Annotated in this window: 18 protein-coding genes; 8 read left to right on the forward strand and 10 right to left on the reverse strand. The window is 46.1% G+C overall.

Translation table 11 applies throughout. The features are described 5' to 3' along the window. Positions 1-19: 19 nt before the first annotated feature. The 4 genes from HUX74_RS17705 to HUX74_RS17720 form a co-directional block, all read right to left on the reverse strand. Entirely contained in the window at positions 20-1,954 is a 1,935-nt protein-coding gene (locus tag HUX74_RS17705; protein ID WP_174647114.1) for a ParB/RepB/Spo0J family partition protein, read from the reverse strand. A gap of 25 nt (positions 1,955-1,979) precedes the next feature. Then, the gene (locus HUX74_RS17710; protein ID WP_151265490.1) at positions 1,980-2,570 is read right to left on the reverse strand and encodes a hypothetical protein; all 591 of its coding nucleotides are present in this window, start codon (positions 2,568-2,570) and stop codon (positions 1,980-1,982) included. A 64-nt stretch (positions 2,571-2,634) separates the two neighbouring features. Beyond that, positions 2,635-3,651, reverse strand: coding sequence for a fusion protein (locus HUX74_RS17715; RefSeq protein ID WP_174647115.1), 1,017 nt, complete (start codon positions 3,649-3,651; stop codon positions 2,635-2,637). 32 nt (positions 3,652-3,683) lie between these two features. Next, a complete protein-coding gene (locus HUX74_RS17720) occupies positions 3,684-3,938 on the reverse strand; it encodes a hypothetical protein (protein ID WP_174647116.1) in 255 nt (84 codons plus the stop codon). A gap of 634 nt (positions 3,939-4,572) precedes the next feature. Here HUX74_RS17720 and HUX74_RS17725 point away from each other — a divergent pair. The 4 genes from HUX74_RS17725 (at position 4,573) to HUX74_RS17740 (ending at position 7,052) form a co-directional block, all read left to right on the forward strand. After that, entirely contained in the window at positions 4,573-5,025 is a 453-nt protein-coding gene (locus tag HUX74_RS17725; RefSeq protein WP_174647117.1) for a GNAT family N-acetyltransferase, read from the forward strand. Between the two features lie 20 nt (positions 5,026-5,045). Further along, positions 5,046-5,891 carry a GNAT family N-acetyltransferase gene (locus tag HUX74_RS17730; RefSeq protein WP_174647118.1) on the forward strand — a complete coding sequence of 282 codons (846 nt, stop codon included), beginning with the start codon at positions 5,046-5,048 and terminating at the stop codon, positions 5,889-5,891. Between the two features lie 31 nt (positions 5,892-5,922). Then, positions 5,923-6,765 carry a helix-turn-helix domain-containing protein gene (locus HUX74_RS17735; protein WP_174647119.1) on the forward strand — a complete coding sequence of 281 codons (843 nt, stop codon included), beginning with the start codon at positions 5,923-5,925 and terminating at the stop codon, positions 6,763-6,765. Positions 6,766-6,845: 80 nt separating this feature from the next. Continuing rightward, a complete protein-coding gene (locus HUX74_RS17740; protein ID WP_174647120.1) occupies positions 6,846-7,052 on the forward strand; it encodes a 4Fe-4S binding protein in 207 nt (68 codons plus the stop codon). Positions 7,053-7,236: 184 nt separating this feature from the next. Here HUX74_RS17740 and HUX74_RS17745 read toward each other — a convergent pair whose 3' ends face one another. From HUX74_RS17745 to HUX74_RS17770, 6 genes are all read right to left on the reverse strand, one after another. Beyond that, entirely contained in the window at positions 7,237-8,595 is a 1,359-nt protein-coding gene (locus HUX74_RS17745) for an efflux transporter outer membrane subunit (protein ID WP_174647121.1), read from the reverse strand. A 4-nt stretch (positions 8,596-8,599) separates the two neighbouring features. After that, positions 8,600-9,244 (reverse strand): flavodoxin, encoded by a 645-nt coding sequence (locus HUX74_RS17750; protein ID WP_174647122.1) that lies wholly within the window; start codon positions 9,242-9,244, stop codon positions 8,600-8,602. Between the two features lie 23 nt (positions 9,245-9,267). Continuing rightward, on the reverse strand, positions 9,268-12,390 hold the full coding sequence (locus HUX74_RS17755; protein ID WP_174647123.1) for an efflux RND transporter permease subunit: 3,123 nt from the start codon (positions 12,388-12,390) through the stop codon (positions 9,268-9,270). Beyond that, positions 12,387-13,499, reverse strand: coding sequence for an efflux RND transporter periplasmic adaptor subunit (locus HUX74_RS17760; RefSeq protein ID WP_254592886.1), 1,113 nt, complete (start codon positions 13,497-13,499; stop codon positions 12,387-12,389). Before HUX74_RS17760 ends, HUX74_RS17755 begins: the two co-directional genes overlap by 4 nt. 154 nt (positions 13,500-13,653) lie before the next feature. Further along, on the reverse strand, positions 13,654-14,400 hold the full coding sequence (locus tag HUX74_RS17765; RefSeq protein WP_174647124.1) for a LytTR family DNA-binding domain-containing protein: 747 nt from the start codon (positions 14,398-14,400) through the stop codon (positions 13,654-13,656). Between the two features lie 11 nt (positions 14,401-14,411). Continuing rightward, positions 14,412-15,428: a sensor histidine kinase gene (locus tag HUX74_RS17770; RefSeq protein ID WP_174647125.1), complete on the reverse strand. Its 1,017-nt coding sequence runs from the start codon at positions 15,426-15,428 to the stop codon at positions 14,412-14,414. A gap of 560 nt (positions 15,429-15,988) precedes the next feature. Between HUX74_RS17770 and HUX74_RS21085 the strand changes: the two genes are divergently transcribed. From HUX74_RS21085 to HUX74_RS17790, 4 genes are all read left to right on the forward strand, one after another. Beyond that, positions 15,989-16,120 (forward strand): hypothetical protein, encoded by a 132-nt coding sequence (locus tag HUX74_RS21085; RefSeq protein ID WP_371808750.1) that lies wholly within the window; start codon positions 15,989-15,991, stop codon positions 16,118-16,120. Positions 16,121-16,599: 479 nt separating this feature from the next. Continuing rightward, complete coding sequence (locus HUX74_RS17775) at positions 16,600-19,851, forward strand: glycoside hydrolase family 2 protein (protein WP_174647126.1); 3,252 nt, start codon at positions 16,600-16,602, stop codon at positions 19,849-19,851. A 39-nt stretch (positions 19,852-19,890) separates the two neighbouring features. Continuing rightward, entirely contained in the window at positions 19,891-23,505 is a 3,615-nt protein-coding gene (locus HUX74_RS17780; protein WP_371808734.1) for a glycoside hydrolase N-terminal domain-containing protein, read from the forward strand. 34 nt (positions 23,506-23,539) lie between these two features. Continuing rightward, positions 23,540-24,559 carry a family 43 glycosylhydrolase gene (locus HUX74_RS17790; RefSeq protein ID WP_174647127.1) on the forward strand — a complete coding sequence of 340 codons (1,020 nt, stop codon included), beginning with the start codon at positions 23,540-23,542 and terminating at the stop codon, positions 24,557-24,559. Positions 24,560-24,711 lie beyond the last annotated feature (152 nt).

Below are 24,711 nucleotides of genomic sequence, written 5' to 3' on the forward strand. Positions count from 1 at the left end.
ACATGCTTTCCGCTTGGGATCAGGCGGCTTTTCCGCTTTCGGGCTTCTCTGTTTTCGGGGCGGTGGTCTTCTTTTCCGTCTTTTCTGTCGTCTGCTGTTTTTCGGCTTCCCTGGCAGCTTTCTTTTCCGCTTTCTTCATTTCCTTTATCCTTTCCTCCAAACGTTCATGCCGTTTCTGATATTCTTCCTCGTGGGTGGCTTTGACAAGTCCGTACAGGTCGGAAAAGTGCATGTTTGCGAAGTCCCTCAGCAGCTTGGATGCGTTGTTGTCTCCGTGGCCGTTCTCACAAAGGAAGTGGCTGATGAAGTCCCGTTTGATTACCGTCTTTTGTGCGTCCGTCAGTTTGGCAACGATTTTCATCCGCTGTTTCTCGTCCAATGCGAAAGGCTGGTCCTTGATGCCGAAAAGCGGGAAATGTCTCCTTTGAAGTTGGGCAAGCATGGCAAAATAAACCATACCGTCTTCGTACTGCGTGAACGGGCTTTCGGGATAGTCGTTCTCACGGACAATCTTTTTCGTATCGGCAACGGTCTTTTCGATGGAAAGCTGTTTGAAACGCTTGTCCCTTTCCTGCAATGTCCCGATAGTGACGGGGGCGGTTTCCTTCCTGTTTATCTCCACGTAGCAGAGTTCGGGTTCCGTCTGTCCTACCTTTACATAGGTCTTTATCCTGCCTTCCTCCTTCATGCGGTCAAGTTCCTCCACCTTTCGGGCATATTCCTCGTTTCTGCGCTCAAATGTCTGCACCGCCTGTTCGTACTCTTTCGTTTGGGTGAACTGCTCTTTCTTCGGTGCTTCGGGTGCTTTGGGGAATTCCCTTGCCGATACGTTGTAGTCAAGTTCCTTGATTTCATGCCCTTTCTTGTCCAATTTCTGTAGTGCCATATCGTTACGGCTTCCGTAGTAGGGGCGTGCGACAACCAGCTTCGGATCGGATTTCAAAAGTTTCTCCGTCTCTTTTGCCACATGGGCTGCGTTCTTGGCTTCCAGACATTTGCGGTTGGTGCAGTGTCCGCACCCGTTATGCTCGGCAAAAAGGTTGTAATTGGCTGCGTTGTGTACGCATGTATTGCATTCCGTCTTGTCGAACTTGTATTGCCCAAGGTCGGTGGTATAGTATTTTTCAAAGTACCTTTTGAAGAGGTTCAATGTATATCCCGTCCAATCCTCACCGTTCCCCTCTTTGAGGTGCTTCTCGTACACGTCCTTTTGTATATCGGGCTCATAGGTGCTTATCTCCTCGGCTATGCTGACAGTGATTGTTTCATTGTCCAACAGTTCACCGATAGGCGCATAGAGTTCGTTCAGTTTCAATCGGGTATAGATATATTTCTCGCTCCGTCCGAAACGGGCGGTCAGTGAATACATGTCATATCTGCCCTTTTCAAGCAACCGCTTGAACGCTTTTGCTTCTTCGGTGGGGCGTACCTGCTCACGCTGCAAGTTCTCGCTTAACGACATGTCTTCCGCTTCATCGTCCGTCACATTGTTATATATGGTTGCCTTTATGGTCTTTGCTCCTGCAAGCAATGAGGCACGGTAACGGCGTTCACCGTATATGATTTCATAACCGCCTTCCGTGCGTGGGCGTACTGCAATGGCCTGCAGGATTCCCACTTCCCGAATGCTTTCCGCAAGTTCCTGCAATGATGCGTCATTGAACGTCTTGCGGTGGTTGTCCCTACTTGGGTGTACGGTGGTGATGTCAAGGTCTGTTTCGGCTGTGGCCGTTGCAAGCGGTGTCTTGAACGTGGCCTGCTGCGGTGCTTCTTCCGTAACAGTGGGAACGGTTGCCGTTTCGGGTGTTTCTGTCACTTCGGTAGCCGTGGGCACGTCCTGCGGTGTGAGTAGTGTAATCGGTTTCGGGATGATTGCCAAAGCGGTCACCTTTACTGCATTTTCTTTCTCTGATTTCTGTACGCTGTTCGTCTGTACTTTCTTGTTCGTTTTCATAATGATAAGTTTTAAATGTTGATAATTAATTGAATAGTTTTCCGTCTGAAAGGTATTCCCAACCGTTGGCGTTGCTTTCTTCCGTGAAGTATTCCAAAGTCCGGGTGCTTTCCATATCATCCCGACAAGCACGGAAAAAACTGTCGAGACATTCGTTCATAAGGCAGTCAAACGTGATATTTTCGGTGGGGGATTTCAAGAACTGATAAATCGGATCAAGAATACAGTTATCTATATAATAGCCCGTAAGGGGACAACAGGCATCTACAAATATCCTGCTTTTTCGTCCTTTCGTCCCTTTCCAAAAATATTTTGGCGTGTACAGGTCGTTCCAATGGTTGTTCATCAGATAGGCCGCCAACCGCCAACCGTTTAGCCCGTCTATGCAGTCTTCCTGCCTGCTGCGGTAGTCATAGCTGTAATTGCATGCGTCATATCTCCAATTACGGCACACAATGCCGAAGCGTTCGCAAAAGGTATCAAGGGTCTGACGGTTCTCGTGTGTCCAACCGTAAAAATATCGGTTGCACAACCATTCGTTGTGTGCTTTCTCTTTGGCTTCCTCGGATAACTCGGTTATCCGATAGAGGGTGTATGTTCTTGTTTCCGTTCTCATGTCGTTACTTTTTTATGGGTTCGTTGATAGGCGGGCGGATTGTTCCGCCCTGCCGTTCATGCTGTCATACACGGATGCACGTGGCGAGTGCTTCCCTTACTTTCGTTTCCTGCTTCTTGGAATATATCCACCCTGCACGCCTTTCGCCCTTATAGGTGAGGTTCGCACGGAACAAACCGTTCAAGTTTTTCAGAATGTCCTTTATCGGCCTGGTGTCACCGAATACGGCAATCGCCTTCTCGCTGTATTCCACGATTTCAAGACTGAGGGTTGAAAGGTCTGCGGTTGCTGTGGATTGTTCTGCCGTATCGCTGTTTCTCTGCGGTGCTTTCATGCAAAGGTTGGCTTCATCCCCTGCGGTGTGCGCATACCGTTCTATGAATTTTTCAAGGTCGTGGATAGGCTCTTTCTCAACCGTCCAACCGCTGTACTTGTTCCTGCCCAAATACATACCGTCTCCCATGCTGTAATTTTCACGGTGTTCGTAATCTGCGTTATATTCCGCCAAATAGGCCGTTCCCTCAAAATTGGCGGCATGCTTGCGCATTTCTGAAAAGAGGTTGCGTGTATGTTTGGAAAAGCCTAAAATGACGGTTCTTGCTATACTGTAGCCATAATAGTCCGTATAGCTGTCGCACTCGTTTACCCGTAACGTGCCGATAATGACCGCCTTTGCATCCGTCGGGACAAGGGGGCGCAAACGCTCCGCACCGATTTTGGCGATACGTCCGTATTCCTCTCTTGTTTCCTTCGCTTTCTTTTCTTCTTCGGCTTTCTTCTCTTTTGCCTTGGTGAGTAAAGCGGCTGTTTCCAACGGATCTAAAAACCTGGGGTTCGCATCATCGTAATAGATTCCTATCCCGAATTTCTCCGATAACGGGCGGATAAGGTCGGATGTATGAAACTCGTATGTCCGCAAATTGATAAGATGATAGGTTATTCCCCACCCGTTGCGGCTTACTTCATACACAACATAGCTGTCATAGCTGTAGCCTTCCAATACTACCACTTGGTTGACTGAAACGGTCTGAACGCTTCTGTCGTAACTTCTGTTGGCTCCCAATAAATGTACTTTGTTCATAATGATTTGATTTTAAAATGATTCATATTCTGTCAGAGTATCACGCAAAGCGCAAGGATGAAAATGGCGAGCACGCAAAGAATGCGCCACACGACACGGATGAGGAAGATCACCACCGCCAAAACTGCCAACATGGGCAGAATACCACCCAAAAAGGCACACACGAAACGCACCGCCACATAGACCACGAAACCGACCGGCGACCACTTCACCAAATTTTTAATGCCGGTTGGAGCGGAGCCGAAGCCTCGTTTCCAATCCTGCCGTATTTCAATTCTCTTTTTCATAACATTGACTTTTTTTTTATGCCTTGTCGGTGGCTTCACCTTGCTCGTTTCAGGGGGCAGATACGGACGGGGAGAAAATATGCAAGGCTTTTGGTGAAAAATTTTCAACCGCCCGGCTGGACGGATTGAAAAATTTTCGCCAAAACCCGCAGGGCGCGAAGCGGCCTTGCAGATTTTTAGGGGTCCCGTCCGTAGCTTCGCACCCTGAACCACGCAAGGTGGAGCTACTGACGGGATAAATAAAAATGGGAAAATCGTTATATGGGAAAAAGAGAATTGAAATACGGCGGGATTCGGAAGATTTTGCCATGCAGCATATATAAAAAAGACATATATGGGTATGTATTCTTTGACAGGGTTATATATTAATTGCCAAATAGTTTCTAAGATTTACTGCTATTGATTAAGTTCGAAAGGTTAATTCATGTATTTTTCCCTGCTGCAAATGCCCATAACGTCTTCATGTCTATATTATCTTAGCTGAGTTTGTTATATGGATAGAAAGTAAAAAAGTTCTGATATTTTCCGTTTTTTCAAAATTATGTTTTTTATGGGTTTTAGATCGTCAGCCTGCCTATTTTTGTAAAACTGTGGTATATTTGCAGTTAATATGTACTTTTTAGAGCAAACACCTATGGAAATAATATCCCTGCGTCAATCACCGGAATACCTCGAAGCAGCAATTGCCTACTTTCAGGACAAGTGGGCCACGGAAGAATCCCGGATGGTATATGACGACTGCTTCCGCTGCTGCCTGAATGCCGAGAATCCATTGCCCCAATGGTATCTGTTGCTTGACTCCGGCACCATTGCAGGCTGTGCAGGACTGGTCACCAATGATTTCAATTCACGGATGGATCTATACCCCTGGTTGGCAGCCCTGTATATTGAAGAATCCCATCGAGGCAAAAATTTAGGCAAATGCCTCATTGAAAGAGCCATGCAGGATGCTGCCGGATATGGTTTCAGCCAACTGAACCTGTGTACAGACCATGTCGGCTATTATGAGAAGTTCGGTTTCCGGTACATTGGCTACTGTTATCATCCCTGGGGCGAGAGTACCCGGGTTTATCAGATTCAACTTTAACTTCATTCAATCACATTCAGATGGAAATACGGAATTTAGAACACACCGATTTTGATACGCTGTTTTACGCCTTTGAAAGAGCATTCGCTGACTATGAGATACTTTTCGAAAAGGAGGAGGTTCGCTCCATGCTCCAACGGCGCGGATATAACCCGAAACTCTCTTTTGCAGCCTTTGTGAATGACGAAATTGTGGCTTTTACGCTGAACGGAACCGGAACATTCAACGGCCTTCCTACGGCTTATGACACTGGAACTGGAACAGTGAAGGAATACAGAGGACAGAACCTTGCCGGAACCATTTTCACCCATTCTATACCATTTCTCCGAGAAGCAGGCATTCGCCAATACCTGCTTGAAGTTTTGCAGAACAATGAGAAGGCGATTACGGTTTACCGCCGGATGAACTTTGCCGTAACCCGGGAGTTTGACTGTTTCAGGCAATCCATCAAACAAATCAATCTTCGGAAAGCAAACACCGACTGTGTGGTAGAGCCTGTACATTTTGAAGCCGTCAGAAAGGCACAGCAGGTTTGCGACTTTACTCCTTCGTGGCAAAACAGCATCGAATCCATAGAAAGAGGCATCTCTGAACTGACTTGCCTCGGTGCTTTTCTGGATGCTAAGTTGGTTGGTTATTGTGTGTTTGACGTACATACGGGAGATTTGTCCCAGATAGCTGTTCAGAACGAACACCGACGGAAAGGCATCGGTTCCAGGTTGCTGCAGGAAGCAAGCCGACAGATGAAAACCAATTTCATCAAAGTCCTGAATGTTGATTCCGAAACATCGGCAATGCCAGCTTTCCTTCAAAGCAGGAACATCCCTTTGGCGAGCAAGCAGTTTGAAATGATATTGTCACTTTAAACTATAATGATATAGTCCATAAAAAAGAATAGTGACACAGATACCCTTACATCAGATTATACAAATTTCCGACTGCGGAGTGCAGATTCGGAAAATATCATTACAAATCAAGGATGCAGTGCATTATGCACACAGGGATGATTATTATATGTTTGGCATCATAATACAGGGTTCCTGTAAATTGCACGTAGACTTCAAAGATTGGCAACTGCAGGAAGGTGAAGTTATGTTTATCCAGCCCGGACAGGTCCATTCTTTTGTGGATGCAAGAGAACTGGAGGCATATGTTATGATAGTTGACAGTGTCCTGGTAAATGAGAATTGCAAAAAGATTTTTGACGAATATTCATTGTGCCCAAGCCAGATATTACTGGATGAAAGTCAACAGAAAGAACTTATATGTATATTTGATATATTGAGCCAACGGCTTCAGAGTAATTCAGATGGGCAGACAAAGTATATATCAGCTCATCTCGCTACAGCTGCAACTTGTATCATAGCCGAAGCCGTTGAACATTCAAGATCAAAGAACGTGATGAAGAATACAAGGCTAACAGAACTTATGCTGAAATTCAGGAGGGATTTGAAAGAACATGTCAATACTAACAGAAAGCCATCATTTTATGCCTCACGGTTACATGTATCAGTTGTTTATCTGAACGAAATAGTCAACAAGTCCGCAGGAATGAGTGCTACACAATATATCCTAAATGAGTGGGTTTTGGAGGCCAAAAGGCAACTGGTATATTCTCATGATACGATTCAGGAGATTGGAAACCGCCTGGGGGTTGCCGACAGTGCTTACTTTACCAAATTGTTTACCAAGCTTACTGGTGTTTCTCCTTCGTCTTTCAGAAATAGAAACCTTGAATAGTGCAAGACTTGCCTTGGATAAGCCATTTTCTTATTTAAATCGAAGTCCTAATTTTGCATCCGAATTAAAGACAATAAACAATGAATAAGAAACAGACTAAATTTATCTTGTTAGACCCGCATCGCTGCATTGCATGTTGGGAGTGCGTTGACGTATGTCCCAAACAAGTCATCGGTAAAGTACAAATTCTATGGCATAAACATATAGTATTTAAAGATGCTGATGCCTGCATCGGTTGCAAAAAATGTATTAAAACATGTAAGCAACAAGTGTTTGCTGAAAAATGATAGTCTAAAATGGAATTTCAGATTATGCGGTATTTTGCTCTAAATAATGAGGTGTATTGCCCTGATATCGCAGAGTCAAACTAAAATAAAACCGCAATCCTTAAAAAAGAAATGTTAACTTCGACAATAATAAAGAGTACACAATCTGTTCTCCATTATTATTGTCAAAGTTCTTAGCCAAAAACTAGTTTACACCTCCTCCCAACGCATGATACAGGTTGATAAAACCTTGTATATAATCAAAGCAGTATTGTGACTGCTTCTGTTGGGCATCGAGCAATGATTGTTGTGCTGTCAGCACCTCCAGATAGGTGCTGGAAGAATGGTGCATCAGCAACTCCGTTTTGCGTACAGCCTCGTGTAATGTCGTGATTTGCCGTTCTCCTAATTCGATCTGCCGTTTTGATGTCTGGCATTGCACAAGAGCGTCGTTTACTTCCTTTCCTGCATCCAACAAAGATTGCCGGAATTGCAGTTTGGCTTCTTCCTGGCGAGCTTCAGCGATTTTCAGATTGGCGATGTTAGTACCCTTATTGAACAGCGGTTGCGTCAACGAACCAATAGCATTTAACAGCCAATGGCCGGGATTCAGTATTGATCCTCCGCTGTTGTTTGTCCAACCGAGCATACCAGATAAGGAAATGTTCGGATAAAATGCCGCACAGGCAGCATTGGTAGCATAAAATGCTTGTGCCAGATTGCGCTCCGCTTGTCGCACATCAGGCCGGTTGGCAAGCAACTGTACCGGTATGCCCACAGAAACCGATTCAGGTAATGTCGTCTCCAACAATGTACCCCGTGCTATGTGTTGTGACGGCAGGGCAAGCAATGCCGTAAGACTATTTTCCGTATCGGCGATGCTTTTACGCAAAGCCAGTATTGAACTTTCAAGCGCTATACGATTGGCACATGCCTGTAGTACAGCGGCATCATTAGCTTTACCGGCACGTTTCAAGGCTTCAAGCGTGCGGATGCTTTTTTCCCAGCTTTCCAATGTCTGTTTGCCGATATTGAATTGTCTGTCAAGCATCAGCAGTGTATAATAACTGTCAGCAATCGTAGCAATCAACCGGGTCTGAACCGCTTGGACGTAATCTCGGCTTCCATCAAGAGCCGCACTTGCGCCTCGTCTGGCGTTGGTATTCTTCCCGAATATATCGAGTTCCCAACTGGCCGAAGCTGCGATACGGTAAGTCTTTGATGTGTTTCCGACGTAACGACCGACATCGGCTTCCGGTGAGAGAGACAACGCAGGCAGGTAGGAAAGTCGGGCGTTCATCAGCACCGCTTCGGCTTCCTCTACTTTCAGACGTGCAATCTGCAAATCCGTATTCCGCTGCAAGCCCTGTTCAATGAGGGCTTGCAGACAGGTATCGGTAAAGAACTCACGCCATGACAGCGAGGCTATCGTTGCCGTATCAGCCGTATTTTCCGCATGGCGGTATTTGGCCTCGATTTCCATGTCCGGACGTGTATATTTTCCGTATATTCCACAGCCCGTCAGAAGACAGGCTGCCATTGAAAGAAAAATCAGTCGTTTCATTTTTTCAATGTATTGTCTTTAACCACTCTTCAATCAATGTACGGCATTGATTGGTACGCGAACGCAATATCCATAAAGAAGGATTGAGGTATTTTCCTTTCGGGACAAGTCGTTTTACGTCGGCTTCAACACCTTCTATGCTACTTTCGCCGCTTGACACAATCAGTCCGATGTGTTTGCCTTCCATTTCAGCACCGTATTTGAACAGGAATGTTTGAAGCGGTGTGGCCATATTGTTCCACCACAACGGGGCTACGATAATCACATTGTCATAATCACCCAAATTACCGGATGTGGTTTTAATAGCCGGATAAGATGCCGGATCGTCCGGATGTGCCTTGATGAGATTCATCATGGGCAAACCGATGGAATAGTCATTGTAGTCCACGTTCTCATCAGCAGGCTCGACCCGGAGCATATCGGCTTCGGTCTGTTTTTGGAGTTCTGTGGCGATGACGTGGGAATTGTTGGTAAAACTATAATACACGATAAGAGTCTTCCCCATAATTCCGGAATCCGTATCTGAATCAGACGGTTCATCCGGTCGTTCCGTTTCTGACTTCTCTATTCTGCCATCATGGGTACTGCAAGCACTGACCGTAAGGCTCAGCCCGAATATGGCTGCTAAAATGAATATCAACTTTTTCATTTCCGTAAGAATTTTAATAATGATTATTGTATGTGCTTTTGAACTTTATTTCCCGTTATAATATTTTCCTCCATGTATCGGAACACGATAAACAGAAGCGGCACAAAAAGCAGTAGGGACACCGTACCCACCAGCATACCGCCTATCGTACCCACCGCCAGCGAGCGCGAGCCGTTGCAGCCAACTCCGGTGGAGAATATCATCGGAAGCAGTCCGAATATCATGGTCAGCGAGGTCATCAATATGGGACGGAGCCGGGCAACCGCTGCGGCGACAGCCGATGCCGTGATGCTCATGCCTCTGCTGCGGCATTCGGAAGCGTACTCCGTCTGGAGTATGGCGGTTTTGGCAAGCAGACCGATGAGCATGATGATACCGGTCTGCATATAGATGTTGTTCTCGATGCCGAACAGTTTGGCGAAAAGGAAGCTGCCGAACAGTCCGAAAGGAATGGCGAGAATGACGGCAAGCGGTATGAGCAGGCTCTCATAGAGAGCACACAGAATCAGATAGATGAAAACAATGCAGATGCCGAATACCCAAACCGATGTGTTGCCTGCCGAAGCCTCTTCTCGCGACATCGCCCCAAACTCGAAGCCGTATCCCGCCGGAAGTGTCTGTGCCGCTACTTCACGGATGGCATTTAAAGCCTGTCCGGAACTGTATCCGGCGGCGGGTGCACCATTGACCGCGATGGACGGAAAGAGGTTGAAACGCGACAGGGACTCCGAACCATAGACACGGGTCAGCGAGACATAGCGGCTGATAGGCGACATCTTGCCTGATGCGGTGCGCACGAACAGCCCGTCGAGCGAACGGACATCTGCCCGGTACTCCGGCGATGCCTGCATCATCACTCGGTAGAGTTTGGAAAAACGGTTGATGTTCGAGGAATAGACACCTCCGACATAGCCGGACAGAGCGTTAAGCACCTCTGAAGGCGACACGCCCGCCCGCTTGCACACGGCAGCATCCACCTCTACCCGGTACTGCGGATAGCGGCTGTCGAAAGAGGTCTGCGCCCGCGCTATTTCCGGTCGTCCGTTCAGAGCCTCGATAAATGCTTGTGCATGACGTTGCAGCTCTTCTACCGAACCTCCGCGTCTGTCTTGCACATGTACCTCGAAGCCGTTTGTTACACCATAACCGGCAATGATAGGTTGGGCAAAGATCATGATGCGTGCATCGGTGATGTCCGAGAGACGGCGGTACAGGTCATTGATCACTGAACGGTTGTCGTCCTGACTGCCTGTCCGCTGGTTCCACGGCTTCAGGCGGATGATGAACGTACCGTTGGAGGGACCCTGTCCGGCAAGCATCCCCATTCCTATCGATTTGGAATAGATCTGGAATTGCGGAGTGTCCTTTATCCGGTCTTCGATGTTTTTGAGGATGCATTCCGTCCGGGCAAGACTTGTTCCGGGAGCAGCCTGCACATCCACCACAATAGTTCCCGTATCTTCATCGGGCACAAGCCCCGTCTTTGTCTCATGTAACAAACAGAAAAAGCCAAAGGTGGCAGCTGACAGCAGTGTGGCGGAAAGCCATTTGCGGTGGAGAAGAAACACCACGGAGCTTTTGTATTTGCGCGTCATTCCCTGAAAGGCGGCATCGTAAGCGGCTGCGAAACGAGACGTTTTTTTCATGACGGCGGTCGGTTTCATCAGCAGTACACACAGCGCAGGACTGAACGTGAGTGCGTTGAACGTGGAAATCAAGACGGCAACTGCCATCGTCAGACCGAATTGCGTGTAGAACTTGCCCGTCGCACCACTGATAAAACAGACCGGGATGAATACGGCCATGAACACCAATGAAGTGGAAACCAACGGGCGACCGATACCCTGCATGGCTTCCACCGTTGCCTGATGGGGCGATCGGCAACCGCTGTCGAAGCGGCTCTGCACGGCTTCGACCACGACAATCGCATCATCCACCACCGTACCGATAACGAGAACCAACGCGAAAAGCGTCAGCATATTGATGGACATTCCAGCAAAATAGAGGAAAGCGAATGTCCCAATCAATGACACGACGATTGCTACGGCGGGAATCACTGTGGAACGCAAGTTGCGCAGGAAGAGCCACACGATGAAGATAACCAGCAGGACGGCCTCGATCAAGGTTTCTATCACATTGTGTACGGAAGCGTCCAAGAAACTCTTGATGCTCATCAAATCGACCAGTTCCATTCCTTTGGGCAGTTCGTCAGAGGCATCCCGTATCACTTCGTCTATCGCCTCTACGATTTCGTTGGCGTTCGAGCCGGGTGCTTGCGCTATCATGCAGTTCGTGCCCGGATGTCCGATCAATTCGTTTTTCGTTGCATAATTCAATGCACCGAGTTCCACTTCCGCCACGTCTTTCAGGTGCAGGACGCTTCCGTCGGACAGCGACTTGATAACGAGATTGCCGAAATCTTCCTCGTCTTCATAGCGTCCCCGGTATTTCAGTACATACTGGAAGGTATTGTCCATATCCGCTCCCAATGTTCCGGTGGGGGCTTCCACATTCTGCTCGTCTAATACAGCAGTTATATCAGCAGGGACAAGGCCGTAAGCCGTCATCTTTTCCGCATCCAGCCAGATGCGCAGCGAGTAGTCGGACCCGAACACCGTAATGTCGCCCACACCGGGAATACGCGCCAGACGGGGTTCGATGTTTATTTTGAAGTAGTTGTACAGGAATTTCTGGTCGAAGCTGTTGTCGGGGCTATACAGCGCCACAATCTTCGCCGTGCTGTTCTGACTCTTGCGCACTGTAATGCCGGAGCGGATTACTTCCGCAGGCAGTACACCCTGTGCCGAGGCGATGCGGTTCTGCACATTCACTGCTGCCATGTCGGGGTCTGTACCTTGACGGAAATAAACGTTGATGGAGGCCGTGCCGTTGTTGGTGGCAGAAGAGGTCATATAGTTGATATTCTCCACTCCGTTGATGGCTTCTTCCAACGGGGCAACGACGGCTTTCTGCAATGTTTCAGCATTGGCACCTGTGTAGGTGGCACTTACTCTGACTGTTGGCGGAGCTATTTCCGGGAACTGTTCGACTGGTAACTGCACTAATCCGATGATACCGAGGAGGACAACGAACACTGACAATACGCCTGACAATATCGGGCGGTTGATAAAGGTTTGCAAATTCATAGTGAAGCGTTTTTGGCGGTTATACTTTCTGAGATTTCCGTTCCTTCGCGCAACAGACCTGCACCTTCTGTCACAATCTTGTCGCCGGCTTTCAGACCGGACAGGACGATATATTCCTTGCCGTTACCGATGTCTTCCACTTCGACCGACGTGGAAACGGCACGTCCGTCCATGACCTTATAAACGAACATGCGGTTTTGAATCTCGTAGGTAGCCGTCTGGGGAATGACAATACAGTTAGTCTTTTTCGATGAAACGAGAACTGTACCCGTACTTCCGTCATACAGTATTTTGTCTTTATTTGGGATTCTCGCCCGGACGCTGATCGTTCCGGTTCGGGCATCCACAGTACCACTGAGGGCATCTATGATTCCGCTTATAATGGGGATTGCCTTATTGACGGAACGGAAAGAAATCTCTTGTGTCCCGAATCTCGTGCTCCTCGCCAGTTCATCGCTCTCCGAAACGGAAAAATAGGCGAACATCTCTTCCGTGTCCGACACGCACACCAACGGTTCGGTGATATTCCTGTCCACCAGTGCGCCCACCCGGTAAGGAATCATGCCTGCCACACCGTCCACCGGACTTTTCACTTCGGTATAGGATAATTCCGTCCGGGCATTGTCGCACTGCGCCTTCATCTGTTCAAGTGCCGCTTCGGCTGCTTTCAGGTCGTTACGGGCTGTCTGCAATTCATAATCGGAAATGACATTTTCATTGAACAACGTTTCCTTACTGTCTAGTGTTAGCCGTGCGGTCTCCAGTCGTGCCTCGGCCTGCGACAAATTGGCTGAAGCGGTTTTCAAGGCGGCAAGATAAGGAGCCTGGTCAATGACGAACAAGATTTGTCCTTTCTTTACACAAGCCCCTTCTTCTATGCAAATCCGTGTGATAAGTCCGCTGCATTGCGGGCGTATCTCCACACTCTGACGGCCTTTGAGAACTGCCGGATACTGCACTTGCCCCGTCCTGCTGACGGGAGCGAGAACCTCTGTCGGGTAAACTTTAGAAGCAGCATTTCCCTCTTTCCCTTTCTTACATGAGGAGAGCAGCAAGAGGAGTACGACCGCTCCAACAAATCTGAAATAGATACGATTCTTCATTGCCATAAACTTTATAATCAATTATTTGAATACAAAGATACAGCGGTATGATATACATTATATAGAAAACGGCATTAACGCGGAAAAGTGCCGTATGAAAACGAAAAACAGCTTCCCGAAAGAAGCTGTCATAATTTTAGGATAAGAAAACTTATTGTTCCTATACAACCCATGCTTTGAACTCTGGCGCCTTGTTCTTGCTGATATAGATAGGTTCGGGAGTTTCTACATTCAGTTTTACCAACAGACGGCTGTCAAACCATACAGTAATCTCCTTCACGCTGTCCCGTGCGATGATATACTGCTTGTTCGCCCGGGTAAAACAAGAAGGGTCAAGCATCGTCATGATTTGTTCCAACGTCTTGACATAAGCATATTGCATACCATTTTTCAGGCAGACAAGCGTCTGCTTGTTAGTCGTGTAGAAACAGGCTACATCGTCCAGTGCTACCGGCAAAAGTTTATCCCGTAAGGGAATCAATATTTTATCCTTGTATACCGGCTTGGGAGCCAACGCCATCAAACGGGACAGATAGCCGCCCATATCGGCGGGTATCCAGTGGCGAAACTTGTCCAATGCTCTTTGCAGTTCATCGGGTTTGATGGGTTTCAGCAGATAATCGATACTGTTTACCCGAAAAGCATCTATGGCATACTGGTCGTATGCCGTGGTAAAGACAATCGGTGTCTCAATTTTCATGCGGTCGAAAACCATAAAAGCCGAACCGTCGGACAATTGTATGTCCATGAATATCAAATCCGGTTGCGGATTGTTTTGCAACCACTCCACAGTCCGGCTCACACTTTCCGTATTACCGGCAATCTCAATCGTGGAATCTATTGTCTGCAAGGCGTTTACCATATTCTTGTAAGCCGCCGTTTCATCTTCTACTATCAATACTTTCATAGTTTCTTCTATTACCTTAATGGGAGATATACGTTAAATGTGTCACCGTCTGTTTCTACACGAATTTCTCTCTTCATCATCAGACCGAAACGGTTGCGCAGGTTCTGCAACCCGATACCGTTCGTGTCGGGCGGGGCGAGTTTGGGATATACCGGATTGGATATTTCCAGTTCGTCACCGTTCATCCGGATAGAGATGTTCATCCGGTGGTCGCTGTCTATTTGATTGTGTACGGTTACGTTTTCCAGAAGCGGCAGTAGCGATAGTACAGGCAACATCAGGCCGTAGTCTTGTTCTGGAACTTCAATCGAACAGGTCAGTTTACCTTCAAACCTTACTTCCATAACGTGCATGAAAGAGCGGATGAACATCAGTTCTTCACCCAATGATACAATCCCTTTCTTGTCGCTTTGCAGAATATATCGGAAAATGTCTGACAACCTCGTTACATAAAGCAAGGTATTGTCATTATTTTCTCTTCTTATCAACGAGGATATTCCGTTGAGCGAATTGAAAAAAAAATGCGGATTAATCTGGTTGGCTAGGGCATCGCAACGGCTTTGCAGATTCTCAAAGCGGAGTCGCTCTATCTCCTGTTCCTTCTCCCGCTGGCTGTCGTACAGCACTGAAATGTACCCGATGAACGTGCAAAGCAGGCACATCACAAAGAACTGGAACAGAAGAATGTTCCCCACATATCCGGTTTGAATACCCAGCAGCGGCAAGCCGTATGACAGTCCGACAAATGCGGCACATCCGACAAGTGTATAAATAAAGTTCCTCCCGAAACGTGCCATAAACGACATATTGCCAATCTTGCGCACGTTATATCTCAACTGAAAGTAAAACAAGCCGTAGAAATAAATCATGCGGAAGACAAAGAATACCCAAAATCCAAAGCTTTCACCGGCATTCATCCGTGCCAAATTCCATGGAATCCACACCACATTCGGATAGGTAACAAACAATGTGCAGATTAAGGCTATAATCGGTAATTTTTGTGGTATATAAGAATTCAATGCATTCATAATCTATGTTTTCTGCAAAATTACAACAATTATTCATTGGCAGGTAGTCTTTGGGCATTAAAACGAAATCTCAATGCTCTAAGAAGAAAAATAGAGATTGATACAATGGTGATGGTTATAGTTATTCCCGTCTGGTTATTATCATAATCATATTTGTAAGATCTATCCTTTATTAAACAGAAAGACTATTTTTTGATTGATTCTTTGATTACAGCAAAAAATATCCAATATCTATATTTGCATTGGTTTTAGAATATAAATTGTAACTTTATATTTATATAAAGTGTTCTTTTAATCTAATGCAAAACATAACGAATTTGAGAACTTCGCTCGTTTCTAAATCGTTACCTGTTAAAAAAAATACTGTAAACTATTGAATTTCAATAAGAAATAAAACAGGGAATGTCTTCTAGCATGAAGAGGTCAAAAGAAAAAGTCTTTCTATGACCGGTCAATTGACAGATGCCCAAATTCAATGCTCAGCGTCAGCAGCATCAGTCTTATAGACAGACAAAAAGCTCGGAAAAGTGAGTTATACGGGTGCTACGAACAATCTGGTTATGCACCATATACATAAACTCGGAGAACTGAAAGGCAAAGGGAATTTGGAAAAACTAATGATTGCCAGACATCGAAAGACTATAGGTATTTATGGTAGCTGTCATCAAAAGATACATCATGGAACGTTTTAGATTGACAATGTTAGTGGAGAGTTAGTGGAGAGCCAGATAGGCTGAAAGGTATACATCCAATTCGGAGGCGAGTATTGGGAAACTTATCATATATGACAAGGTATCGGGTGCTTCTTCCAGAAATTCGGGGAATTACTGTTCAACTTTCCCTCTTCAATATTGACACCAAATAAGTCAGGGGGAATACAGCGGTGTACCTTATACTAGCATTATTTATGTAACAACGGATGATACCAATAAGGTGGTCACTTCCCTACTCAAAAACTCTTGTCTTGGGAAACACTTTGGCAACAAATCGTTGGAAAAGAGGATGCTCCTTAACCTGAAAGCATTCAAGAACGGAATCGACCATAATCTTCTTCTGAATTAATTGCATTTTAATTCTAAATTAAGTCTTTCTCATCTTTCTTTTTAATATCTTCTCCCTTACTTTGTCCTCGAAACGAAATACTAGAAAACTCACTAAAAAATTAACGAATATGAAGAAAAGGTTTATTTTATTATGCAGCCTTTTGGCAAGTTTTACTATGCAGCCTACAAAAACGTATGCACAAATGCCAAAAGGAGCAAACAACGAAAAAGTGGTCTATCCTTACACATATGCCCCCTCTGAAGGCTTAGTGAACAAAACTGAAAAAGAGTATCGAAAAGAGATTTGCCTAAATGGTTATTGGGACTTTTTGCCGATAACACTACCTAAAGAATACGAACAAGGAAAAGGGAAAGCACCCGAATTGCCTCTCCCGGCAGAAGGATGTACATGGAGTACAACCCGTATCAAAATACCTTCACCTTGGAACATCAATTCCTTTGCATACCGTGACCTTGAAGGTCCCGATCACCGTAACTATCCCTCCTATCCCAAAGAATGGGAACAGGTAAAGATGGCATGGATGAAAAAAAACATCACAATTCCGGCAGACTGGGCAGGAGAACAAATCAAGTTATATTTTGAGGCTGTAGCTGGCTTCACCGAAATATATGTTAATAAGGAGAAAGTGGGTGAAAACTTCGATCTCTTCCTTCCGTTCTGCCTCGACATTACTGACAAGGTTCAGCCAGGACAAACTGCAGAAGTTTTGGTAGGTGTGCGCAGCCAGCAGTTGTTTGAAGATAATAGTACTATAGGCCGCCGTATCGTGCCTGCAGGTTCCATGTGGGGATATCACATCAACGGTATTTGGCAAGATGTATATCTGTTAGCTCTTCCTAAAATACATATAGAAGATGTATATGTAAAACCACTCGTTTCACAGAACAAATTGGAAGTGGAAGTAACAGTACAAAACCACACGGACCGAAAAACAGACCTGCAATTGCAAGGTAACATCCGTGAATGGATCAATCAGGCGGGGACAGATATTAATTCGGCTCCCGTACCAGCTTGGACATTAGGAACGGAAGCACTGCAAGTTGCCCCAATCAAAGTATCTATAGCAGCCGGAACGTCACAAAAGGTAATACTACAAGTACCTGTCAACGACAATGTATTGGCATATTGGACTCCGGAACATCCCAACCTCTATGCTTTGCTGCTTTCAATCAAAGATAAGAGACAGATACTGGATTTAAAATTTGAACGTTTTGGGTGGCGAGAATGGACATTACAAGGTACCACACAATGCCTGAATGGAAAGCCATACGCATTGCGCAGCGACTCTTGGCACTTCATGGGTGTTCCACAGTTAACACGCCGTTATGCTTGGGCATGGTTCACTGCCATCAAAGGTATGAACGGTAATGCAGTGCGTCCTCATGCACAAGTCTATCCCCGTTTTTATTTGGACATGGCCGATGAAATGGGTATCTGTGTATTGAATGAAACTGCTAATTGGGCTAGTGATGGTGGACCCAAACTTGATTCCGACCGTTTTTGGGATACTTCCAAAGAACATTTGAAGCGTTTCGTCTTGCGTGACCGCAATCATCCTTCTGTTTTTGGCTGGAGTATCAGTAACGAAAATAAACCGGTCATCCTGCACGTATATAACAAACCCGAATTGATGCCAATGCAAATGAAAGCATGGAAAGAATGGCGCGACATCGTCCGTCAATATGACCCGACTCGTCCTTGGATTTCATCCGATGGAGAAGATGACGGTGATGGCATTTTGCCTGTTACAGTAGGACATTATGGTGACATGAATTCCATGAAACATTGGATAGAAATCGGTAAACCTTGGGGCATAGGAGAACATAGCATGGCTTATTACGGCACACCCGAACAGGTGTCAAAATACAATGGTGAGCGTGCCTACGAATCGCAAGAAGGACGTATGGAAGGTTTAGCCAATGAATGTTATGACTTGATTGCCAATCAACGTCGTATGGGCGCTTCTTACAGCACTGTATTCAATATGGTATGGTATGCATTGAAACCTCTCCCTTTGGGCAAACGCAATATAGGAACAGCACCCACTCTGGAAGATGGCATCTTCTTTACCGATTATAAAGAAGGCGTACCGGGCATACAACCTGAACGAGTAGGTCCTTATTGTACCACTTTCAACCCTGGTTATGATCCCAGTCTGCCTCTCTTTGAAGAGTGGCCTTTATATGCTGCCATGCGTGCTGCTAATGCACCTGCAGGTCCGGCATACTGTGAATATGCTACAGTAGATAAAAAACTATATGAAGCCCCAAAAACGATAGCACCAGCCAAACAATATCAGGAAGTCATTTTCATAGGAGAACATACAAGCCGCGTAAAGCAATTGCTGGATGCACAAGGTGTGAAGTTTACAACTAAAATAAACAATCCCACCAAGGCACTTTACATTATAGATGGTAATCGCATACTGGACGAAAACATAAAGAAAGAGATAAAGAAACAAACTGCCAAAGGTGCTGACGTGTGGATTTGGGGACTCGTACCGACTACGGTAGAAAGCTACAACGAACTATTACCTCTTCCTATCGCCTTGGACGAATTGGAACGGTCTTCTTTCTTACCTGTACAGAAATCATGGATGCGTGGACTGAACAACTCTGACTTCTACTTCTGCGAGCTTCAGAAAGCCAATGCTTCCCAGTACTCCCTAAAAAATGCATTCGTAGAAGAAGGAGATGTACTGCTCAATGCATGTAAGACCGACTGGCGCCGTTGGAACAAACGTGCCGAGGAAATCAAGACAGCCGGAACACTCCGCAGCGAGAATGAATGTACCGCAGCGACACCGGTCTTTGTGAAGTGCCAGCGCGGCAATTCCGCTTTTTACGTTAGCACGTTGACCGAATTCGCCAACTCCGAAAAAGGCTACAATACACTGGCCGTTATTCTGACCAATGCCGGCATCCCCTATCAAAAACCGGAAACCAATATTGATGAAGTCTTTTTTCTGCGCGACGAACAAATGAATTTCCCTGTTGATACCCGAAACAAGATGGTGAAAGAAGGTGACCAATGGATATTAGAACTCTACGTATTCAGTCCCCGTCCATTGGATGATCTTCTGATAGAGCCCAATATGCCGAAGCTCTCGCTCTTCGTCAAAGCCAAGCAACGTCAGTTGCTTATCAACGACAAAGCGTATGACATCGTTTCACACAATGGACGTAACGAGGTAATCTACAAGGAACTTCCCTTGTTGCAAGGTTGGAACAAACTGGTGCTGAAAGTGGGCGATGGTGATTATCATAACAATGAATTTACCGCTTATTTCAAATGTGATAACCAAAAGGAATTCCTAACAATGTTGAAAGCAGGGTTTGTAAATCCAGAGGTTAAATAAGCAAGAGTGTGACATTCGATTATCACTAATTGTAATAACATGAAAAGAATACCTTTCTTAATTATATTTATACTGTTCACTGTTATTTCCACACTTCAAGCCGATGGCTTGAAGTTGTGGTATAGCCGTCCTGCCACCACTTGGACGGAAGCCCTTCCATTAGGCAATTCTAAATTAGGTGCAATGATTTATGGTGGGGTCACTTCCGAAGAAATACAGTTGAACGAAGAGACCCTATGGGGCGGAGGACCGCATCATAACAACAGCGAAAAAGCATTAACCGTACTGCCCGAAGTACGACAATTGATCTTCGCCGGAAAAGAGAAACAAGCGGAAGAATTACTAAAAGCAAACTTTTTCACCGGACAACACGGAATGCCGTATCAAACCATTGGAAGCCTACGGTTAGAATTTGCCGGACAAGAAAACTATACGGACTACCGCCGGGAACTTCAGTTAGAAAATGCTGTTTCCATCGTGACTTACAAAGTGAATGATGTGACCTATACCCGGACATCTTTCACGTCTTTTGCAAACAATGCCATCGTTATACGCATAGAAGCTGACCGTCCAGGTTCCGTTAGTTTTACGGCGCATTATAGCACTCCTCACCAAAATGCTTTAGTAAAACGTAAAGGCAAAAGTTTGGTATTAGGCGGACAGGGTTCCGATCATGAAGGAATACCTGGAGTTGTCCGCTTCGAAACACATACGCAGGTAAAGACTGAAAAAGGTCGAAGTGTTTTGAGTGACGACAAACTGGAAGTTAAAGGAGCTGATGCTGCAACTATCTATGTGACAGCAGCCACCAACTTCGTAAACTATCATGATGTAAGCGGCGATGAATCACGACGCGCCACCAACTTCATGAAACAAGCGCTCTATGTTCCCTACAAACAGGAACTGACTGCACATAAGAGCGCTTATCAACACTACTTCAATCGCGTGACCCTTAACTTAGGTATTTCATCCGAAGAAGAAACTCCGTTACGCATAAAGCATTTCCGTGAAGGGAACGACCCCGGACTGGCTGCGCTAATGTTCCAATTCGGACGCTACCTGCTTATCTGTTCATCGCAACCGGGTGGACAGCCGGGCGGATTGCAAGGTATATGGAATGAAAGCCTGCGTGCCCCATGGGATGGCAAATATACCATCAACATCAATACAGAAATGAACTATTGGCCTGCTGAAGTAACCAACCTATCAGAAATGCACCAACCATTGTTCCAAATGGTGAAAGAACTTTCCGAATCTGCCCGAAGTACAGCCCGCACACTCTACAATTGTAACGGTTGGGTCGTACACCACAATACAGACATTTGGCGTATGGCAGGTCCGGTGGATGCAGCACTTTACGTTTGGCCATTAGGAGGAGCTTGGTTGAGTCAACATCTATGGCAACATTACCTCTATACTGGAAACCGTGCATTCCTTGCCGAAGTTTATCCGGCACTGAAAGGTGTGGCTGATTTCTATCTTGACTTCTTAGTGGAAGATCCTCGTTACGGTTGGTTAGTCTGTGCTCCTTCCATGTCGCCCGAACATGGCCCGGCAGGCACAGGTACTACAATTACAGCCGGATGCACAATGGATAACCAGATTGTATTTGATGCATTGACATCTGTTATGCAAGCCACTGAATTGTTACATCCGGAAAAGAAATCATATATGGATAGCCTGCGCCATACCATCGACCGTTTGCCCCCCATGCAAATTGGCCACCACAACCAACTTCAAGAATGGCTTGCTGATGTAGATGACCCTAAAAACGAACATCGACATGTTTCCCACCTCTACGGGCTCTATCCAAGTAACCAAATTTCTCCTTATACTCATCCGCAACTTTTCCAAGCAGCCAAACGTTCGCTACTTTATCGGGGCGACATGGCTACTGGATGGTCTATTGGTTGGAAAATCAACTTTTGGGCACGGTTACTGGACGGAAATCATGCCTACCGTATCATTACAAACATGCTGAATCTGGTGGAGAAAGACAATACTGACGGACGTACCTATCCGAACCTATTCGATGCACACCCACCTTTTCAAATCGACGGAAACTTCGGTTTTACTGCCGGAATAGCCGAAATGCTGTTACAAAGCCACGACGGTGCCCTGCATCTGCTACCTGCCCTGCCTGATGCATGGCCCACAGGATGTGTGACAGGATTGATGGCACGTGGAGCCTTCGAAGTTGAGATAAAATGGAACGATGGTGAACTATCACGAGCCGTTATCAACTCACGCATTGGCGGTCCATTACGTTTACGTTCTTACACACCGTTACAAGGGAACGGGCTAAAACCAGCCAAAGGTGAAAGTACCAACCCCTTGATGCAATCAGCCGACATCAAAGAACCACTGGTAGCACCTGGACTAAAACCGCAACATCCTAAACTCTATCAAGTCTATGAATATGACCTTGAAACGACAGCAGGGCAACAGTATGTAGTCGAACGTGCTGTGTCGGATGCTCCCCAGATGTATAATTCTTACAAAGGATTGGTCATGGCCGGTTATCAGGGCTGGTTCAACGCCCCCAGCGACGGAGCCAACCGTCAATGGCATCATTATACTGGTCCGAAAGGCTTTCGCCCCGGCTCGTGCACCATCGACTTTTGGCCCGACGTGTCAGAATATGAAAAGACCTACGAAACGGAATTCCGCTTTGATGACGGAACGCCTGCCCGTGTCTTTTCTTCTTACGACGAATCGACCGTCGATACCCACTTCCGCTGGATGAAGGAATACGGATTGGACGGTGTGTTCATGCAACGCTTCGTTGCCGAAATAGCAGGTAAAAGCGGACTGGCACACTTCAACAAAGTACTGGACTCCGCCATGCGCGCCGCCAATAAATATGAACGTGCCATCTGCGTAATGTACGACCTAAGCGGCATGAAGCCGGGAGACGAACAAATTGTATTAAAGGATATAACAGAATTGTCCGAACGTCACGCACTGAAAGACCATCGAAAGAACCCTTCTTACCTCTATCATAACGGCAAACCATTGGTAAGTATTTGGGGAGTTGGCTTTGATGACAATCGACGTTATGGTTTTAACGAAGCGGAAACCATCATCCAAGAACTAAAAGCACAAGGTTTTAGTATCATGCTGGGGGTTCCTACCTACTGGCAAGAACTGACTGATGATACATTGGAAGATCCACGCCTGCACGACCTCATCCGTCAATGTGACATCGTTATGCCTTGGTTTGTGGCACGTTATGACGAAACGGGATATCCTGCTCATCGTAACCTAATAAAACGCAATATCAGCTGGTGTAAGGATAATGGCGTGGACTATGCTCCCCTCTGCTTTCCCGGCTTCTCATGGCGCAATATGCCTGGAAACGAACAAAGCAAGCAGATTCACCGTAATAAAGGAGTATTTCTTTGGCAGCAACTTTCCGGTGCCATCGGTTTGGGAGCAGAAATGCTCTATGTCGCCATGTTTGATGAAATTGACGAAGGAACAGCCATCTTTAAATGTGCCCGCCATGTACCGACTCCACATCCTGGTAGTACGTTCGTTCCCCTTGAGGAAGGGATAGGCAGTGACCACTACCTTTGGCTGGTAGGTCAGGCGGCGCAGATGCTACGGCGGGAAATCCCGTTAAGCGAAGAGATGCCCACACGAATCAATTGAAAACAAGTAATTCATTAAAATAGAAAGAACAATTATGAAACCTTTGAAATCCATTTTCGGCTATATTGCCTTAGCAACCACTCTGACGGCTTGCCACTCCTCCGGCAAATCAGCACAAACAACAGAGAGCGGCATTGACTCGCTCGCCCCCAACCCGTTTATCACTCACATCTACACTGCCGATCCTTCGGCACATGTATGGGAAGACGGACGACTCTACATCTATGCCTCACATGACGTGAATCCTCCACGAGGTTGCGACTTGATGGATCGTTACCACGTTTTCTCCACCGATGATATGGTACATTGGACTGACCATGGCGAAATCCTCAACTCCTCGCAAGTGTCTTGGGGACGTCAGGATGGAGGATTCATGTGGGCACCCGACTGCGCTTACAAGAACGGCACATATTACTTCTACTTTCCCCATCCCAGCGGTGATGACTGGAACAACACTTGGCGTGTAGGTATCGCTACCAGTCAGGAACCTGCTGCGAATTTCACCGTACTGGATACCTACCTCGAAATGAAGGGCATGGAAGATGACTGTTTCGCCATGATAGACCCCTGTGTTTTTATGGATGATGACGGACAAGCTTATTTCTATTACGGAGGTGGAGGCCGTCTGGTAGGTGCTCCGTTGAAAGATAACATGACAGAATTGGCAGAACCTCTGCGCCCGATGGAAGGACTGACCGACTTCCATGAAGCCGCCTGGGTACATAAATACAACGGGAAATACTATCTCTCGTATGCTGATAATCATGTAGATAAAACTGGACGAGGTGCCAATCGCCTGAACTATGCCATTAGTGATTCTCCGCTAGGTCCTTGGACTTACAAAGGCATCTACCTCCAACCTACGGGATGCGACACCAGTCACGGCTCCATCGTCGAGTACAAAGGCCAATGGTTTGCCTTCTACCACAATCAGTTCCTTTCAGGACAAGGTAATTTGCGCTCTATATGCGCAGACCGCCTCTTCTACGATGGGAATGGTAATATTCAAGAAGTAGCACAACGCAAATGTATATCAACTAATACCGTAGAATAACAATAACTGCGTATCTGCCACACAAAAAATCATAGCTATAGAACACACACGGATTATGCACATTTTTCTTTTGAAGAATTGCATAATCCGTGCTTGCATTTAAAAAGATTTCTCGATGCCGTTTCTAATTGTTTTTCTATCTCAATACAGAC

It is taken from the genome of Bacteroides sp. Marseille-P8574 (assembly GCF_902825465.1).
Lineage (GTDB): Bacteria > Bacteroidota > Bacteroidia > Bacteroidales > Bacteroidaceae > Bacteroides > Bacteroides uniformis.

What these genes read in the sequence shown, in the direction of transcription:
- HUX74_RS17705 (WP_174647114.1), bottom strand. Translation starts at nt 1,954, where the DNA reads ATGAAAACGAACAAGAAAGTACAGACGAACAGCGTACAGAAATCAGAG.
- HUX74_RS17710 (WP_151265490.1), bottom strand. Translation starts at nt 2,570, where the DNA reads ATGAGAACGGAAACAAGAACATACACCCTCTATCGGATAACCGAGTTA.
- HUX74_RS17715 (WP_174647115.1), bottom strand. Translation starts at nt 3,651, where the DNA reads ATGAACAAAGTACATTTATTGGGAGCCAACAGAAGTTACGACAGAAGC.
- HUX74_RS17720 (WP_174647116.1), bottom strand. Translation starts at nt 3,938, where the DNA reads ATGAAAAAGAGAATTGAAATACGGCAGGATTGGAAACGAGGCTTCGGC.
- HUX74_RS17725 (WP_174647117.1), top strand. Translation starts at nt 4,573, where the DNA reads ATGGAAATAATATCCCTGCGTCAATCACCGGAATACCTCGAAGCAGCA.
- HUX74_RS17730 (WP_174647118.1), top strand. Translation starts at nt 5,046, where the DNA reads ATGGAAATACGGAATTTAGAACACACCGATTTTGATACGCTGTTTTAC.
- HUX74_RS17740 (WP_174647120.1), top strand. Translation starts at nt 6,846, where the DNA reads ATGAATAAGAAACAGACTAAATTTATCTTGTTAGACCCGCATCGCTGC.
- HUX74_RS17745 (WP_174647121.1), bottom strand. Translation starts at nt 8,595, where the DNA reads ATGAAACGACTGATTTTTCTTTCAATGGCAGCCTGTCTTCTGACGGGC.
- HUX74_RS17750 (WP_174647122.1), bottom strand. Translation starts at nt 9,244, where the DNA reads ATGAAAAAGTTGATATTCATTTTAGCAGCCATATTCGGGCTGAGCCTT.
- HUX74_RS17755 (WP_174647123.1), bottom strand. Translation starts at nt 12,390, where the DNA reads ATGAATTTGCAAACCTTTATCAACCGCCCGATATTGTCAGGCGTATTG.
- HUX74_RS17760 (WP_254592886.1), bottom strand. Translation starts at nt 13,499, where the DNA reads ATGGCAATGAAGAATCGTATCTATTTCAGATTTGTTGGAGCGGTCGTA.
- HUX74_RS17765 (WP_174647124.1), bottom strand. Translation starts at nt 14,400, where the DNA reads ATGAAAGTATTGATAGTAGAAGATGAAACGGCGGCTTACAAGAATATG.
- HUX74_RS17770 (WP_174647125.1), bottom strand. Translation starts at nt 15,428, where the DNA reads ATGAATGCATTGAATTCTTATATACCACAAAAATTACCGATTATAGCC.
- HUX74_RS21085 (WP_371808750.1), top strand. Translation starts at nt 15,989, where the DNA reads ATGCACCATATACATAAACTCGGAGAACTGAAAGGCAAAGGGAATTTG.
- HUX74_RS17775 (WP_174647126.1), top strand. Translation starts at nt 16,600, where the DNA reads ATGAAGAAAAGGTTTATTTTATTATGCAGCCTTTTGGCAAGTTTTACT.
- HUX74_RS17780 (WP_371808734.1), top strand. Translation starts at nt 19,891, where the DNA reads ATGAAAAGAATACCTTTCTTAATTATATTTATACTGTTCACTGTTATT.
- HUX74_RS17790 (WP_174647127.1), top strand. Translation starts at nt 23,540, where the DNA reads ATGAAACCTTTGAAATCCATTTTCGGCTATATTGCCTTAGCAACCACT.